The organism is Streptomyces sp. NPDC030165 (assembly GCF_055573595.1).
Map to the genome: position 1 here is coordinate 523,598 of NZ_JBVIBD010000003.1, position 15,305 is coordinate 538,902.

Annotated in this window: 13 protein-coding genes; 2 read left to right on the plus strand and 11 right to left on the minus strand. The window is 73.2% G+C overall.

From position 1 onward, the window contains the following. Positions 1-190 precede the first annotated feature (190 nt). Together ACZ4Z1_RS08540 and ACZ4Z1_RS08545 are read right to left on the minus strand one after the other, a co-directional pair. Positions 191-1,267: a glutamate--cysteine ligase gene (locus tag ACZ4Z1_RS08540; RefSeq protein ID WP_468485814.1), complete on the minus strand. Its 1,077-nt coding sequence runs from the start codon at positions 1,265-1,267 to the stop codon at positions 191-193. Between the two features lie 281 nt (positions 1,268-1,548). Then, positions 1,549-1,791: a class I SAM-dependent methyltransferase gene (locus tag ACZ4Z1_RS08545; RefSeq protein ID WP_468485815.1), complete on the minus strand. Its 243-nt coding sequence runs from the start codon at positions 1,789-1,791 to the stop codon at positions 1,549-1,551. Between the two features lie 190 nt (positions 1,792-1,981). On the opposite strand from ACZ4Z1_RS08545, the gene ACZ4Z1_RS08550 reads away from it, so the two are divergent. Then, entirely contained in the window at positions 1,982-2,797 is an 816-nt protein-coding gene (locus tag ACZ4Z1_RS08550; protein WP_468485816.1) for an alpha/beta fold hydrolase, read from the plus strand. Positions 2,798-2,887: 90 nt separating this feature from the next. On the opposite strand, the gene ACZ4Z1_RS08555 is transcribed toward ACZ4Z1_RS08550, so the two are convergent. Then, positions 2,888-4,447, minus strand: coding sequence for an AMP-binding protein (locus tag ACZ4Z1_RS08555; protein WP_468485817.1), 1,560 nt, complete (start codon positions 4,445-4,447; stop codon positions 2,888-2,890). 156 nt (positions 4,448-4,603) lie between these two features. Then, entirely contained in the window at positions 4,604-5,215 is a 612-nt protein-coding gene (locus ACZ4Z1_RS08560) for a TetR family transcriptional regulator (protein ID WP_468485888.1), read from the minus strand. A gap of 160 nt (positions 5,216-5,375) precedes the next feature. Between ACZ4Z1_RS08560 and ACZ4Z1_RS08565 the strand changes: the two genes are divergently transcribed. Next, positions 5,376-7,631 (plus strand): MMPL family transporter, encoded by a 2,256-nt coding sequence (locus tag ACZ4Z1_RS08565; protein WP_468485818.1) that lies wholly within the window; start codon positions 5,376-5,378, stop codon positions 7,629-7,631. 102 nt (positions 7,632-7,733) lie between these two features. On the opposite strand, the gene ACZ4Z1_RS08570 is transcribed toward ACZ4Z1_RS08565, so the two are convergent. The 7 genes from ACZ4Z1_RS08570 to ACZ4Z1_RS08600 form a co-directional block, all read right to left on the minus strand. Continuing rightward, on the minus strand, positions 7,734-8,423 hold the full coding sequence (locus ACZ4Z1_RS08570) for a DUF305 domain-containing protein (protein WP_468485819.1): 690 nt from the start codon (positions 8,421-8,423) through the stop codon (positions 7,734-7,736). A 291-nt stretch (positions 8,424-8,714) separates the two neighbouring features. Then, positions 8,715-9,389 carry a CBS domain-containing protein gene (locus ACZ4Z1_RS08575; RefSeq protein ID WP_468485820.1) on the minus strand — a complete coding sequence of 225 codons (675 nt, stop codon included), beginning with the start codon at positions 9,387-9,389 and terminating at the stop codon, positions 8,715-8,717. A gap of 181 nt (positions 9,390-9,570) precedes the next feature. Beyond that, on the minus strand, positions 9,571-9,969 hold the full coding sequence (locus ACZ4Z1_RS08580) for a cyclic nucleotide-binding domain-containing protein (protein WP_468485889.1): 399 nt from the start codon (positions 9,967-9,969) through the stop codon (positions 9,571-9,573). A gap of 234 nt (positions 9,970-10,203) precedes the next feature. Next, the gene (locus ACZ4Z1_RS08585; RefSeq protein ID WP_468485821.1) at positions 10,204-11,730 is read right to left on the minus strand and encodes an ABC transporter ATP-binding protein; all 1,527 of its coding nucleotides are present in this window, start codon (positions 11,728-11,730) and stop codon (positions 10,204-10,206) included. Between the two features lie 47 nt (positions 11,731-11,777). Next, a complete protein-coding gene (locus tag ACZ4Z1_RS08590) occupies positions 11,778-12,629 on the minus strand; it encodes an ABC transporter permease (RefSeq protein ID WP_468485822.1) in 852 nt (283 codons plus the stop codon). After that, entirely contained in the window at positions 12,626-13,516 is an 891-nt protein-coding gene (locus ACZ4Z1_RS08595) for an ABC transporter permease (protein WP_468485890.1), read from the minus strand. The genes ACZ4Z1_RS08590 and ACZ4Z1_RS08595 overlap by 4 nt, the downstream gene beginning before the upstream one ends. Positions 13,517-13,632: 116 nt before the next feature. Beyond that, entirely contained in the window at positions 13,633-15,174 is a 1,542-nt protein-coding gene (locus ACZ4Z1_RS08600; protein WP_468485891.1) for an ABC transporter substrate-binding protein, read from the minus strand. Positions 15,175-15,305 lie beyond the last annotated feature (131 nt).

Sequence of the window (15,305 nt, forward strand, 5' to 3'; positions counted from 1 at the left end):
GCCTCCGTCGATCTCGATGGTCGCCGGATCCCGCGTCGGCAGGAACCGGCCACCCCGATTCTCGGGCGGGGACGGGCAGCGGTCTTCACGGTACGACCACGGGGTGACCGAAGACCGCACCGAAGGGCACCGCGACGGGACCACAGTCCGCACCGCAGGACGGGGCCGGCGGAGGACCGTACGGCGCAGGTCACAGCATCGTACGCCGTACACACTCCTCGACGACCGCCCGCAGGCTGCCCGTACGGCGCAGCTCCTCCCGCTGGATGTGCGCCCCGGTGCCGCGCCCCATCAGGGTGTCCAGGCCTTCCTTGGCCAGCCCCAGGTCACCGGTGTCCTCCAACGCCTCGCCGACGTGGTCGAGCAGGGCGCGGACCACGGCCTCGGCGGGTGCCGGGGACCAGGTCAGCGGATGGACCAGACGGCCGGACAGCCCGGACCGGCCGGCCCGCCAGGTCGCCAGCCGCAGCAGGCCGATCCCGGCGGGGTCCGGCGGCTCGCCCGCGCGCCAGGCGCGGGCGGCCGTCTCCACCAGCCCCCGGGCCAGGGCGGCGAGCAGCACCGTGTCGTCGGACTGCAGGCAGACGTCGGCCACCCTGATCTCGACGGTGGGGTAGTGCCGCGACAGCCGGGCGTCGAAGTAGATCATGCCCTCGTCCAGCAGGGTCTCGGTCGCGAGCAGCTCCTGCACCCGCCGGTGGTAGTTCTCCGCGCAGCCGAACAGCTCCACCGGACCGGAGGACGGCCAGCGGCCCCACACCCGGCTCCGGTAGCTGCTGTACCGGGTGTCCTTGCCCTGCCAGAAAGGCGAGTTGGCGCTCAGGGCCAGCAGCGTCGGCAACCATGGGCGGATGCGGTCCAGGACGGCCACGCCCTCGTCGTCCGACTCGACGGACACGTGGATGTGGCAGCCGCACGCGAGCTGTTCCTGGGCGGTGCGGCCGAACTCCTCCTCCAGCCGCTGATAGCGCTCGTCGAAGTTGAGGGACGGGACGACGGGCAGCGGAGAGGTGGCGAGGGCCACCAGTTCCGTACCGGCCCGGCGGGCCTGTCGTGCCGCTTCGCCGCGCCAGCGCGCGACCTCGGCGGCCAGGTCCTGCATCAGCAGCCGGGGACGGGTCGCGATCTCCAACTGTTCGCGGTGCAGTTCCTTGTCCAGGGTGGAGTCGTCCGGAGTCGAGGCCAGTACGGTCCCGGAGACAGCTCGCGGCTTTCCTGAGTGCGGGTCCACCAGGAGAAGCTCTTCTTCCACTCCCACGCTCCGCATACGACAGCCTCTCTCGACCGGCGACGGTCAGCAGGACGGCTTTTTCGTGTCTGCTGACATGGGAAACGCTGACGCGGCACGGCACAAGGGGGCGGGCAGCCACGGAGTGGCGCGATGCGGGCGGGACCGAGCGGCAGCGCCGTACGGTGCCACGGATACGCCGCCGGGCCCTCAGCGGGCGGGTTTCTCCCAGGTGAGTGAGTAACGGCGGAGGACGTGCCGCCGGTAGCGCACGCCGGGCAGCAGACGCCGCGCCGTGGTGCGCACCTGGCCGTAGGACATCAACGGGCCAGGCCGACCGCCATCACTGGGCCGCCGGGACGCAGCAGCTCACGCATCCGGAGGAGGGCCGCCTCGAAGTCCACGTGGTGAACCGTGGCGACCGAGCGGGTGAAGTCGTCACCGGGGGAGGGGAGTTCGGTGGTGGGGAAGTCACCCCCGATGGAGGTGGTGCGGCCGTGACCGGAATCCGGCCGGTGCTCGCGGGCGAGGGCGATTGAGGTCCGTCCGGCGCATCGGGGCACCGTAGCGCCCGGTTCCGGTGCGGCTGTCGGGCGGGAGGGCAGCGGGGGCGGGTGAGCCGAGGGAGCCGAGGGGGAAAGATCGTTCCGTCCAAGTGGCGGAGCGGGGCTGGTTGGACAGCTCCGCGCCCGGCGCCGGGCCTGCTCTGATGGAGGAACGCGTCACGAGGCGGGCGGACGGAGGGGCGGGCCCATGCCGGTGGTGAGAACCGACGGAATCACTCTCGCGTACGACGAGTACGGTGCCGGGGAGCCGGTCGTGATGGTCACGGGGACCGGGGCGCCGGGACGGGTGTGGCGCGCGCATCAGGTGCCCGCCCTGACCGCGGCCGGGTACCGGGTGATCACCTTCGACCACCGGGGCATCCCGCCGAACGGCGGCTGCGGCCGGCCCTTCACCCTCGACGACATGGCGGCCGACCTGGCGGCGCTCATCACTCACATCGGCCCGGGGCCCTGTCACGTCGTGGGCTTCTCGCTGGGCTCGGTCGTCGTACAGGAACTGCTCCTGGCCCGGCCGGAACTGGTCCGCAGGGCCGTGCTCATGGCGGCCATCGGCCGGGCGGACCCGCTGATCCGCGCCATGGTGGCGGCCGAGATCGACCTGTACGACAGCGGGGCCGCGCTTCCGCCCCGGTACGCGGCCTACGTGCAGGCGCTTCAGTACCTGTCGGGGGAGACGCTCGGCGATCCGGAGCGGCTCCGTGGCTGGCTGGACGTGTTCGAGATGACGGCGGCGGCAAGCGCAGTGCCCGGAATGCGCGGGCAACTGGGGCTCCAGGTGATCGAGGACCGGCGGCCCGCGTACCGGAACATTTCCCGTCCGTGCCTGGTCATCGGATTCGCGGACGACCGGGTCGCCCGCCCGCACCTGGCCGAGGAAGTGGCCGCGTGCATTCCCGGCGGCCGGTACACCGAGATACCCGGGTGCGGCCATTTCGGGTACCTGGAAAAGCCCGGTCCGGTGAATTCCGCGATCATCGGTTTCCTCGCGGAACCGGAGAGCTGAGGGGGCGTCAAAAAGCCTGGAAATTTCCCGGAACCGGCCCCGGCCTTTGCTTCGCATACGGCCGGGGACGGTGCGGCCCGCACGGCCCGGTCACGCGCCGAGGGTGGCCCGGATACGCTTCTTGTCGGGCTTTCCGACGGGCGTCAGCGGGATTTCGGTGACCAGGTGCAGCCGGGTGGGCGCGTACATTGCCCCCTTGTGGCGGGTGACGAAGTCCCGCAACTGCTCCAGCTCCGGCGGGCGTTCCGGCGCGGGCACGACCGCGACGTGCACCTCCTCGCCGGCGTCCGCGCGGCGCACGCCGAACGCCGCGCAGTGGGCGACGGCCGGGTGGGTGAGCAGCAGGTCCTCCAGCTCGCTGGTGTAGACGTGACCGCCCACCACGATGATCATGTCCTTGAGCCGGTCGACGATGTACAGATAGCCCTCGTGGTCGAGGTAGCCCATGTCCCCGGTGTGCACCCACCCGTCGCGCAGCACCTCGGCGGTCAGTTCGGGCTGCTTCCAGTAGCCGGTCATGGCCTGGCCGGACCGGACCCGGATCTCGCCCACCGCCCCGACGGGGACGGGCTCGCCCCGCTCGTCGTGGATGGCGACCTCGACACCGGGGATCACCCGGCCGACGGTGGCCTGCCCCTCCTGGGGCATGTCCCGGTGCTCGTCCGGGCCGATGACGGTGACGTGGCCCGCCTCGGACTGGCCGTAGCCGCCGAACAGGACCGCGCCGAAGGTCTCGTGCGCCTGCCGCAGTCGCGTCGGCGAGGCGGCGCAGCCGCCGTAGGTGATCCGCTGGATGCTGGACAGGTCGGTGCCGGGCAGGCCGGGGTGGTCGAGCAGCCGGTAGATCAGCGGGGGCAGCAGCCACAGGTGGGTGATGCGCTCGCGCTCGACGGCGGCGAGCACCGCGCCGGGGTCGAAGGAGTGCTGGAGGACCACGGAGCCGCCGGCCAGGAAGGTGGCGTCGGCGATGTTGCCGGCCACGTGGGCGAGGGTGGTGCAGGCCAGGAAGCGGGGCGGCTCACCGGCGCCGATGGAGCCGAAGGCGAGCATGTCCTTGTAGGGGCCGTGCGACATGCGGACGCCCTTGGGGATGCCGGTGGTCCCGCCGGTGTGGCGGATGCACCAGTCGTCCTCGGGGCGTGCCGCGCTCCGTACGGGCAGCGGTTCGTGCCGTGCGGCGCGTGCCAGCAGGTCCTGGCCGTGCGGGCCGGGGCCGAAGGAGAGGACGTACGGGGGGCGCGCGTGGGCCAGCAGGCTCTCGGCGGCGTCCGGCAGGTCCGGGTCGATCAGCAGCAGTGCGGTGTCCACGCTCTCCGCGATGTGGGCGAGCGTCTCGGGAGCCATGCCCTGGTAGAGGAAGACGGCCCGGGCGCCGAGCAGGTTGGCGGCGTACCGCGCGGTGAGGGCCTCCGGCCGGTTCCCGGAGAGCAGGGACACGGTGCTGCCGCGTCCGATGCCCCAGCCGGACAGTTCCCGGGCGATGCGGTACACGCTGTCGCGGAATTCGCCGGCGGTGACCTCTCGGCCGTCCGCCGTGGTGACGACGGGGCGGTCCGGAGTTTCCGCCAGGACGTCGAGGATGGATTCGGCATAGGTGCAGAAGTCGTTCGTGGGGGAATTCACCTCTGCGGCAGTGGTATTGGTGGTCATGAGTATGTCTCCCTACCGATGTAGGCGATTACTACTTATCGGTAAGCTAACAACTGGTTGCCGTATGAAGGTGTCCTGCTGATGAACAGCGTGTGAGGTCTGAAAAGTCGCTTGCGTGGCGCGCTTGCCCATGCGTGACGGGCCGCTCACCAAAGCTCACTGCCGGCTGCCGCTTTCCAGTGCGTCGAAAGCCTCGTGGAAAAGCCGCACGATCGCTTCGTGCGTGCGCTCCTCCTCGGGAAGGGCCGAGTGGGCCAGCAGGGCGCCGCGCAGGGCGGCGACCGCGGCGCGGGCGTGCACCGAGGAACGCAGATCGCGCAGGGGCTCGTCGCCCTCGTCGCTGTCCTCGGCCGCGAGCCGTTCGTGCAGGGCCTGGGCGACGCCGTTCTCGAACTCGAAGAGCACCGGGCGGGCGGGGCGGGGATTGGTGAAGAAGCGGGCGGGGGCGTCGCTGAAGAGGATGCCGAGCGCCGTGACGCGGGCGTCGGCGAAGGCCAGCAGGGCGTTGCGGACCGCGGTGTACGGCGGTTCGTGCGCGGGGCGCTCGGTGATGTGCCGGCGCAGCGGCGGCAGCAGCTCCATGACCTCGCCCAGCACCAGGTCTTCCTTGGAGGGGAAGTAGCGGAAGAACGTGCGCTCGGTCACGCCGGCGGCCGTCGCGATGTCGCGGACGGTCGTGCCGTCGAAGCCGCGCTCCTCGAACATGCGCAGCGCCACGTCCTGGAGCGTCCGCCGGGTCCGTTCCTTGTGCTGCGCTCGGCGCCCCATGGTGCTCACCGCCTCAGTCTGGCACAGCCGCGTAGGGAAAAGTGTCAGGGCTGACACGTCCGCTAGCATGTTGAACCTGTCAGTCCTGACACTTTTTCGGCGTGGGCCGGCCGCGAGCCGGCACACAGCTCTGACCAGCACCGTCACGTCAAGGAGCTCCATGGCCACCTTCCTCCACCGGCTCGGCCGCGGCGCCTTCCGCCGTCGCCGCCTCGTCCTGTCCCTGTGGCTGGCCACCCTCGCCGCCGCAGCCGCCTGCCTCGGCGCCTTCGGCGGCGGGCTCGACGACGAGTTCTCCCTCCCCGGCTCCGAGTCCCAGCAGGCGCTGGACACCATGGCCGACGACTTCCCCGCGGCCGCCGGCACCAGCGCCCAGATCGTCTTCACCGTCCCCGAGGGCAAGAAGGTCACCGACGCCCCGTACGCCGCCGCCGTCCGGCACACACTCGCCGAGGTGCGGCACGCGCCGCAGGTCACGGCCGTCGTCCCGCCCTCCGCGGCGGGCACCGTCTCCGCCGACGGGCGCACCGCGCTGGCCCAGGCCCAGTACACGGCCGACCGCTCGGAACTGCGCTCCGACTCCCTGGACGCCCTGGAGGCGACCGCGCACCGCGCCTCACGGGACGGCCTCGATGTGACCGTGGGCGGCAACGCGTACGGCAGCGGCGGCGTCTCGGTCAGCGCCAAGGAGGCCCTCGGTGCCCTGGTGGCCCTCGTCGTCCTCGTGCTGACCTTCGGATCGCTGCTCGCCGCCGGGATGCCGCTGGTGTCCGCGCTGGTCGGGATCGCGGTCGGACTGTGCGGGCTGCTGGCGGCGACCGGCGTCCTCGGCGTCTCCTCGACGGCGGTCACCCTCGCGCTGATGCTCGGCCTCGCGGTCGGCATCGACTACGCGCTGTTCATCCTGTCGCGGCACCGCGCACAACTGGCCCGCGGCATGGACCCGCAGGAGTCGGCCGCCCGCGCGAACGGCACGTCCGGCAGCGCCGTCGTCTTCGCCGGCTGCACCGTCGTCATCGCCCTGGCCGGACTCGCCGTCGTCCGCATCCCGTTCCTCACGGTGATGGGGCTGAGCGCGGCGGCCACCGTCCTCGTGGCCGTCCTCGTCGCCGTCACCCTGCTGCCCGCCCTCCTCGGCTTCGCCGGGACGCGCCTGGTGCCCCGGCCCGGCTCCCGCGCGGCGCGGCGGGCGGCCGAGGGCGAGCCCGGCGGCGTGGCGGGACAGGGAGGCGTGGAAGGGGCCGGAAGGCCCACCCTCGGCGAGCGCTGGGTCCGTACGGTCACCCGCCGGCCGCTGCTCACCACCCTCGCGGTCGCGGCCGCCCTCGCCGTGGCGGCCGTACCCGCCAAGGACCTGCGCCTGGCCCTGCCGGACAACGGCTCGGCGCCCGCCGGCAGCACCCAGCGGCAGGCGTACGACAAGGTCAGCGACGCCTTCGGGCCCGGCTTCAACGGCCCGCTGGTGGTCCTCGCCAGGACCGGCGACCTGAGCCCGGCCTCCCCGCCGGGCCGGGCCGCGCTCCAGCAGGTCACCGGCGAACTGCGGCACATACCCGGCGTCACCGCCGTCTCCCCGCCCCAGCCGGCCACGACGTCGCACAGCGCCGTCATCCAGGTCGTCCCCGCGAGCGGACCGGACGCGGAAGCCACCAAGGACCTGGTGCACACCCTCCGCGACCGCGCTGCCGGCCTCCACGACCGGACCGGCGTGACACTGTCGGTCACCGGCGGCACCGCCGTCGGCATCGACGTCTCCGACCGGCTCGGCGACTCCCTGCTGCCGTTCGCCGCTGTCGTGGTGGGCCTGTGCCTGCTCCTGCTGCTCGTGGTCTTCCGCAGCCTGGTCGTCCCGGTGAAGGCCACCGTCGGCTTCCTGCTGTCGGTGGCCGCCTCGTTCGGCGCGGTCGCCGCCGTCTTCGAGTGGGGCTGGCTCGCGGACCAGCTCGGCGTCGCCCGTACCGGACCCGTCGTCAGCTTCCTGCCCATCGTCTTGATGGCCGTACTGTTCGGTCTGGCCATGGACTACGAGGTGTTCCTGGTCTCCAGCGTGCGCGAGGAGTTCACCCGTACCGGACGCGCCCACGACGCGGTACGGCGCGGCGCGCGCCACGCGGCCCGGGTGGTCACGGCGGCGGCCCTCATCATGTTCGCGGTCTTCGCCGGCTTCGTGTCCATGGACGACGCGATCGTCAAACCCATCGCCTTCGCCCTGGCCTTCGGCGTCCTCGTGGACGCCTTCCCGGTCCGGATGACCTTCGTACCCGCCGTTCTGGTACTGGTCGGCCGCAGGGCCTGGTGGCTGCCACGGTGGCTGGACCGGCTGCTGCCGCACGTGGACATCGAGGGCGAGAAGCTGGGCACCGCGCCCGGGACGGCGGTGCCACAGCGGAAGGCGGCCGACACGGTGGACGCCTGAGACGGGCCCCACGCGGGCCGGGTCTCCCGCCGGTGCTCCGCGGACCGGGCCTCCCGCCGATGGGACGGCGGGGGAGGCCCGGACCGCATACCGGCACCAAGGTCAGCGGTCCGACACCCGGTCGCGGATCTCCTTGAGCTGTGCCACCTGCGCCGACTGGCTCCGCACGATGGCGTCGGCGAGCCGTTTCGCGCCCTCGTCGCGGCCGAGCCTGCGCTCGGTGCGCGCCATCTGGATCGCGCCCAAGTGGTGCCCGAGCATCAGCTCGGCGAACTTCCGGTCGAAGCCGGTGCCTTCGGCGGCCTTGAGGGCGGCCATGTCCTGGTCGGACACCATCCCGTCCATGTCCGTCTCGTCCCGCCCGACCTGCCCGTGGTCCATGCCGTGCGGGCTGTGCTCGGCGGAGGGCGACCCCGGATCACCGGAGCCGCTCGCGGCCGTCTCCGGCTCGCCCCAGGAGGTCAGCCACCCGCGCATGGTGGCGATCTCGGCGGCCTGGTCCTTCGCGATCGCCGCGGCCAGCTCCTCGACCTCCTGGTCCGAGGCGCGCGCACCGGCCGGCTCCGCCATCTCCACGGCCTGCCGGTGGTGCGGGATCATCCGCTGCACGAACCGCACGTCCGCGTCGTTGTGCGCGGCGTCCGCCGGAGAACCACTACGGGACGCCGTGGCGGAACCGCTCCCCGCCCCTCCGCCGCCGTCGCTCCCGCAGGCCGCGAGGGCCAGCGTCCCGGCGGCCAGAACACCGGCCAGTGCGGTACGGCGACGGAAACGTCGCTCGCCGGCATGCATGATGCGCCCACCTCGATCTCTCAGCACACGGAGAACACCCCGCGTGCGCGTCGGCCTACGTCCGCATTACCGACTCGTGTACGCGATCGAAGCGCACGACAGCGCGGCACGCCGCGAAGGGATGAGCGGTCCGGTCACGCGGTTGACCGGACCGGGGGGCAGCGGGCAGCCGTCCCGCGCTCGCGCCGCGGGCCGTCCACCGCCCCCCACCGCGGAGCCGAACGGCATCACCGACCGGGGACAGCCGGCCATGGCCTCCCGCCCCGGTGTCCCCTGCCTCGACTCCGGACCTCAGCCGCGACCGTCGCCGCCCCTGAGCTGCATGTCGACGTCGACCACCCCCTCGACCGCCCGGGTCAGGCGCGCTGCCACCGGTATGAGGGAGGTGTCGGTGACGGTGCCGGCGAGGGTCACGATGCCCTCGGAGACCTCGACGGTCAGGTGCTGCCTGCGGGAGGCGAAGAGCTGGCCGACGACGGTGCGCCGGACCTCCTCGGCGATGTCCTCGTCCTCGCGGAGGAAGACCTTGAGGAGGTCGCTGCGGCTGACGACGCCTTCGAGCCGGCCGAAGGCGTCCACCACCGGCATCCGTTTGATGCGGTACCAGGCCATGGTGCGCGCGGCCTGCGCGAGGCTGGCGTCCGCGTGCACGGTGACGGCGGGTGCCGTCATCAGCTCGTCGGCCGTGACGCCACCGGACTTGATCAGGGCGTCCAGGACGCGCATCTGCTCGATGCGCGAGGGTGTGTGGTCGCGGAACTCCTCCTTCGGCAAGAGATCGGCCTCGGACACCACACCGACCACCCGTCCCTCCCCTTCCACCACGGGCAGCGCGCTGACCTTCCACTGCTCCATCGTGCGGACGATCTCCTTGAAGGGGGCGGTACGGCCGATACTGATCACGGTGCGGGTCATCACGTCGCCGACGGTGCGGGGGCTGTTCCCTGGCGTCACGGGCTCCTGCATCACGGACTCCTTCAGCGCGGGCTCCTTCCCCCAGGGTTGTGCCTCACGGGCCCGTGCACCACACACCCGTCAGCACGGGCCGGAGCCGGGGCCGGCGGTGTGAGGAGGATCCGCCGGCCCCGGCGGCCGCAAGACCTGTGCCCGGGCACCGGGCGGCCGGCCGGGGCCCGGACACAGGTGGTCAGCGCACGCCGCTCCCGTACGGCCCGTAGAGGTCGAGCAGCCGGGTACGCGCGCACCGCAGCCGGTCGCCGATCACCTCGGCGTACCGGAGCACCAGCGCGTGTCCGAGCGCCGGGTCCGCGTGGCACAGCGCCCGTACGTCCTCCGCGTCGAACTCCCAGGCCCGTACCGGGCTCAGCGTCTCCGCGCCCAGGTGCCAGCTGTACGGCGGGAACAGCCACGACCAGCCCAGCAGGTCGCCGGGGTGCAGGGTCTCGACGACCGCGGCCCGGCGGCCCGGTACCCGGATGTCGAGCTGGACCGCTCCGGTGCGCAGGATCCAGAAGCGGTCGGCCTTCCGGTCCTCCTCGAAGAGCCGTGTGCCGGCCGGGAAGGAGACCTCCCGGGCCCGCGCCATCAGCTGCTCGCGGTGTTCCGCGGGCAGCGCACCGAGCCGTCCGGTCGTCGTCCTCACCGCTCCACCTCCGCTTCCTGCGCGGCACCGGTGCCCGCGGCCGTGCCGGCCGGGCCGTTCGGTGCCGGCGCCTCCCCGGGGCCGGGGTTCCCATGTCCCCAGGATCCAGCGGCCGGCAGCGCTCCGGGACGGGCCGAACAGCCCCTCCACCGGGCCGAACGGTCCCGCCCGGGGCCGTCACGCCGAAGCTGCGCCCTCGCGGCGGGCCGCGGGCCGGACGACGCGTCCGGACCGCAGCAGGTGGACCGTGTCGGTGTAGGCGCTGACCAGGTCCAGTTCGTGGCTGACGAGGACGAGCGTCAGCCGCCGTTCGGCGCGCAGGCGGGTGAGCAGGTCCAGGACCGCGGCGGCGGTCGCCGGGTCGAGGGCGGAGGTGACCTCGTCGCACAGGAGGAGGTCCGGTTCGGTGGCGAGGGCGCGGGCGATGGAGGCGCGTTGGCGCTGTCCGCCGGAGAGTTCGTGCGGGTAGCGGCGGGCGAAGTCGCGGGGCAGGCCGACGGCGTCGAGGAGGCTGCCGATCCGTTCGGGCATCTCCGGCGGGGCGACGACGCGGTGGAGCCGGAGCGGACGGGTGAGCGTGGCGCCTATGGTGCGCGCGGGGTTGAGGGCGCCCAGGGGGTTCTGCGGGACGAACTGGATACGGCGTTGCTGGTCGCGGCTGCGCCTGCGGGCGTTCGCGGGCAGCGGCCGGCCGTTCCAGGTGAGGGTGCCGGACCGGGGGGCTTGAAGGCCGGCGAGCGTCCGCAGCAGGGTCGTCTTGCCGCATCCGGAAGGGCCGGTGATGCCGATGGCGGAGCCGGCGGGTATGTGCAGGCCGGCGCCTTCCAGCGCGTGGTGGGTGTGGCCGCGGTGGGTGAAGGCGACGTGCAGGTTCTCCGCGTGGAGGCCTTCGGGGGCGGCCGTGGGCTCTCCGGCCGCGGGGGGCCGCGGCGGGCGGCCCTGGGCGGGGAGAGCCGTGGCTGCGGGCGTGTACGGGGCCGGGGGCGGCGTGGCGGCAGGTGCGTACGAAGGCGTGGCGGCGGGCGCGTACGGAGAGGTTCCGGCGTCCAGGGTGACGACCGAGTCGGCGCAGGCCTCGACGGCGTGCGGATCGTGGCTGGCCATGACGACGGTGAGGCCGTGTTCGGTGGCGAGCCGGCGCAGGAGCGCGGTGACGTCGTCGCGCAGTTCGGCGTCCAGACCGGCGGTGGGCTCGTCCAGCAGCAGCGCCTTGGGACGCCGGGCGAGCGCGCGGGCCAGCGCGAGCCGTCGCTGCTGCCCGCCGGAGAGGGCGCCGGGGCGGTGATGGGCCAGAGGCTCGGGCAAGTGGCACTCGGCCATGACGCGTTCGACGGCGTCGGGGGAGGGATCGGCGGCCAGTTCGGTGATCAGGTGGCGGGCCGTCATCCGAGGATTGAGGGCGGAGCCCGGGTCCTGGCCCACGTAGGCGACGTGCCGACGGCGCAGGGTGCGCAGCGCCCCGGGAGCGAGGGCGAGCACGTCCTGCCCGAGCACGTCGATGCTGCCGGAGGTGACACAGGCGCCCTGCGGGAGTTCGCCGATCAGGGCGCGTAGCAGTGTCGTCTTGCCGGAGCCGGACGGCCCGGTGAGGGCGGCGATCCGGCCTGCGCGCAGAGCGAGGCTGGTGCGACGCAGGAGTACGGGGCCGGTGGCGAGGCGGATTTCGAGATCGGTGACCGTGATGGGCGCGGGGGAATCGGTCAAGGCGGTGTCCTGGGGGAGCGGGCGCGCGGGCGCGGGGCGGCCGGGAGTCAGCACAGGGCGGCCCTGCGCGCGGTGGCGGGTGCCAGGGCGTTGGCGGCGAGGTTGACGCTGATGGCGAGCAGGCCGATGGCGAGACCGGGCGCGACCACCGCCCATGGGTTGAGGAGGATGCCGGGACCGTTCTCGCGGATCATCAGGGCCCAGTCGGCCTCCGGCGGCCGGGGGCCGAGCTGGAGGAAGCCGGCCATGGAGATGACGTAGACCGCGTCGACGAAGCGCAGGCCGAACACGGCGAGGACGGTGGCGCGCAGGTTGGGCAGGATTTCGCGCAGCGCCAGGTACCCCGGGCGCTCGCCGCTCGCGACGGCGGCTTCGACGAACCCGGTGGCGGCGACCGGCGCCGCCGCGCCCGCGACGATCCGTACCGCGTACGGGACCCCAAGGACGACGGCGGCCACGGTGACCGCGAGGCGGCCGCCGCCCGGCCAGGCCAGCGCGAGCAGCATGATGCCCAGCACCGGCGGGAGGAGGATCGCGGTGTCCGCCGCGCGTTCCACCAGCCGTCCCAGCCGCGGGCTGAGGACGGCGAAGCAGCCGAGCAGGGTCGCCAGGAAGGTGACCACGACGGCGACCACGAGCGCGCTGCCGATCAGCGCGCTCCCGCCGTGCAGCAGACGGCTGAGCACGTCCCGGCCGAGCTGGTCCCCGCCCAGTGCCGCGCCGCCCGCGCCCGCCTCGCCGTACGGAGCGGTGACCGGTTGGTCGACCGGGTGCGCGGCGAGCAGCGGGCCCGCCAGGGCCAGCAGGACGAGCAGCGCGGCGGGGACGACGGGCGCCAGGACGCGCGGTTGAAGGCGGCGGAGGCGGGGCCGGGCGGCGGATACCGCGGCGGTGCTCATGAGCGGGCTCCCAGGGTGCGGGCGCGTACCAGGTCGGCCAGCAGGAGGACGGCGGTGATCAGGGCGGCCGAGCAGGCGACGACGGCGGCGATGACCGGGGTGTCGCGGTCGGCGACGGCCCCGGCCAGTACCGTGCCGATGCCGGGGTAGTTGAAGAGCGTCTCGACGACGACGGTGCCGCCGAGCAGCATGCCGGTGGACGTGGCGACGCCGGTGGCGATGGCGGGCCAGGCGCCCGGCAGCGCGTGCCGGAGCAGCACCTGCCGGGTGGGCAGGCCGTCCAGGCGGGCCGCTTCGACGTGCGGGGTCGCGGCCTGGTCGGCGAGGGCGCCGCGGACGATACGGGTGTTCCAGCCGGTCTGCGGAACGGTCAGCGCCAGCACCGGCATCACCAGCATGGTCCAGGTGGCGGGCGCCCCGTCGGCGCCGGTGACGGTGGCGGCGGGCAGCCAGCCCGTCCACAGCGACAGCACGAGCAGCAGGCCGACGGCGACCACGAATTCGGGCAGGGCGAAGGCGGCGGTGGAGGTGAGGTCCACGACCCGGTCCGCGAGGCCCTTCGGGCGCGCGGCGGCCCACAGGCCCAGGGCCAGTGCGCCGAGGACGGTCAGGACGAAGGCGGTACTGCCCAGCAGGACGGTGTTGGGCAGTGGCGCCGCGAGCAGATCGCCGACGCGTTCACCGCGGGCCGAGGTGCCGAGGTCGCCGGTGGGCAGCGCGGTGATCCAGTCCCGGAAACGCTCCCACACCGGCCGGTCCAGGCCGAGCAGGTGGCGGCGGGCGGCGACGTCCGCGGCGCTTTCGCCGCGCTCCGACGTGGCGGTGGCCGCGTCGCCCGGCAGCAGCTCGATCGCGGTGAAGACGAGTGCGAGCAGCACCACCAGCATCAGGACGCGCTTGGCCAGTACGGCCGCCACTCGCGCGGCCAGGGCTCCGGCGCGCCGCCCGGCGGGTTTCGGCACCGGCCGGGCGGTGGTCTCGGCGGGCCGGATGCCGGTCTCCGTCACGGGGCGAGCCAGACGTTTTCGAGCTGGACGCGCCCGTAGCCGGGCAGTTTCGGCAGGCCGTGCACTTTCGGCGCGGCCAGGTCGATGCCGTCCGCCATGCCCCACAGCAGGTAGCCGGACCTCTCGTGCTCGATGCGCTGGAGGTCGCGCAGGGCGGCGGTGCGGGCCGCGCGGTCGGCGGTGGCCATGACTTTGCGGTACGCGGCGTCGAACGCCTTGTCGGACCAGTTGGCCTCGTTCTGCCCGGCGCCGGTGGTCAGGGTCTTGGAGGCGAAGAACACCACCGAGTCGTTGGTGCCCCAGTAGTTGGTGTAGAAGTCGCCCTTGAGCCAGGTCTTCTGGTAGAAGGCGCCGGACTCCTGCTTGACCACCTCGATCTTGACGCCGGCCTCGCGGGCCTGGGAGGCGAAGAGGGTGGCGGACTCGGCGAGTCCGGCGACGTCCTCGGTGGTGACGAGCTGGTAGGTACGGGAGAAGTCGAATCCGGCGTCGGTCAGCAGCTGTTCGGCCCGGGCCGGGTCGCGCTTGCGCTGCGGGATGTCCTTGGCGTACGCGGGGTCGCCGGTGCCGAGGATGTCGTTGGCGACCGTCCCGTACCCGGACAGTACCTGCCGGACCATCGCCTCGCGGTCCACCAGCAGCTTCATCGCCTCGCGGACCTTCGGGTCGGCGAACGGGCCACCGGAGGTCCGCATCACGATGGGCATGGCCATGTCGTCGGGGCGCCGGACGATGCGGATGTCCTGACGCGCCTTGGCCGTACGGGCGGCGACCGCGCCGACGTTGGACGCCACGTCGATCTGGCCGGACAGCATCGCGTTGGCCATCGCCTGCGGACTCTGGAACATGGTGACCTCGATGGCGTCGAGGTGGACCGCGCCGCCGTGCCAGTGGGTGTTGCGCAGCAGCCGGGCGTTGCCGCCGCGGTACCAGTCCAGTTTGAAGGGGCCCGTGCCCGGAGCCTTGGGTATCGCCTTGTCGGGGGTGTCCTTCTTGAGGACGAAGGTCGACAGGCGGGTGAGCAGGGGGAGTTCGGCGTTGGCGTAGTCCGAGACGAGGACGACGGTGCGCTTTCCGTCGGCGGTGATGTGGTCCGCCGTGACGCCGGGCAGCCGGGCCGCCCCGGACGGGGTGCCGCGCAGGCGGCGCAGCGACCAGACCACGTCGTCGGCGGTGACCGGGGTCCCGTCGTGGAAGGCGGCGTCCTCGGCGACGGTGAAGCGCCAGGTCTTCAGGTCTTTCGAGGGGGTGAAGGCGGAGGCGAGGCGGCCGACGGTGTTCTCCTTGTCGCCGGGCGCCGTCAGCGTGTCGTACACGAGGGCGATGACGAGGTAGTCGCTCTCGTTGCCCTGGGTGCCGTGCGGGTCGCGGGTGATCGCCGAGGGTCGGCCCAGGGCGCCGATGCGCAGGGTGCCGCCCTGCCGCGGGGAGCCGCCGGCGGTGGGTGCCGTGCCGTTGCCGCCGCCGCACGCGGCGAGCAGCGCGGCCGCGCCCAAGCCTCCGCCGGCTGACAGCAGTTGCCGCCTGTTGAAGTCCACGCTGCCTCGCTCTGTTCGGTTGGTCACTTAGGGTTGCCTACCCTAATGAGAGCCGTTCCCGCAAGGGCGCTCGCCGTCGAGTGCGCCTATGGGCCGTCGTCAACTGGGCATTAACGGGCGGGAGTTACATG

What these genes read in the sequence shown, in the direction of transcription:
- ACZ4Z1_RS08550 (WP_468485816.1), top strand. Translation starts at nt 1,982, where the DNA reads ATGCCGGTGGTGAGAACCGACGGAATCACTCTCGCGTACGACGAGTAC.
- ACZ4Z1_RS08575 (WP_468485820.1), bottom strand. Translation starts at nt 9,389, where the DNA reads ATGCAGGAGCCCGTGACGCCAGGGAACAGCCCCCGCACCGTCGGCGAC.
- ACZ4Z1_RS08590 (WP_468485822.1), bottom strand. Translation starts at nt 12,629, where the DNA reads ATGAGCACCGCCGCGGTATCCGCCGCCCGGCCCCGCCTCCGCCGCCTT.
- ACZ4Z1_RS08565 (WP_468485818.1), top strand. Translation starts at nt 5,376, where the DNA reads ATGGCCACCTTCCTCCACCGGCTCGGCCGCGGCGCCTTCCGCCGTCGC.
- ACZ4Z1_RS08595 (WP_468485890.1), bottom strand. Translation starts at nt 13,516, where the DNA reads ATGCTGGTGGTGCTGCTCGCACTCGTCTTCACCGCGATCGAGCTGCTG.
- ACZ4Z1_RS08555 (WP_468485817.1), bottom strand. Translation starts at nt 4,447, where the DNA reads ATGACCACCAATACCACTGCCGCAGAGGTGAATTCCCCCACGAACGAC.
- ACZ4Z1_RS08580 (WP_468485889.1), bottom strand. Translation starts at nt 9,969, where the DNA reads ATGGCGCGGGCCCGGGAGGTCTCCTTCCCGGCCGGCACACGGCTCTTC.
- ACZ4Z1_RS08560 (WP_468485888.1), bottom strand. Translation starts at nt 5,215, where the DNA reads ATGGGGCGCCGAGCGCAGCACAAGGAACGGACCCGGCGGACGCTCCAG.
- ACZ4Z1_RS08540 (WP_468485814.1), bottom strand. Translation starts at nt 1,267, where the DNA reads ATGCGGAGCGTGGGAGTGGAAGAAGAGCTTCTCCTGGTGGACCCGCAC.
- ACZ4Z1_RS08570 (WP_468485819.1), bottom strand. Translation starts at nt 8,423, where the DNA reads ATGCATGCCGGCGAGCGACGTTTCCGTCGCCGTACCGCACTGGCCGGT.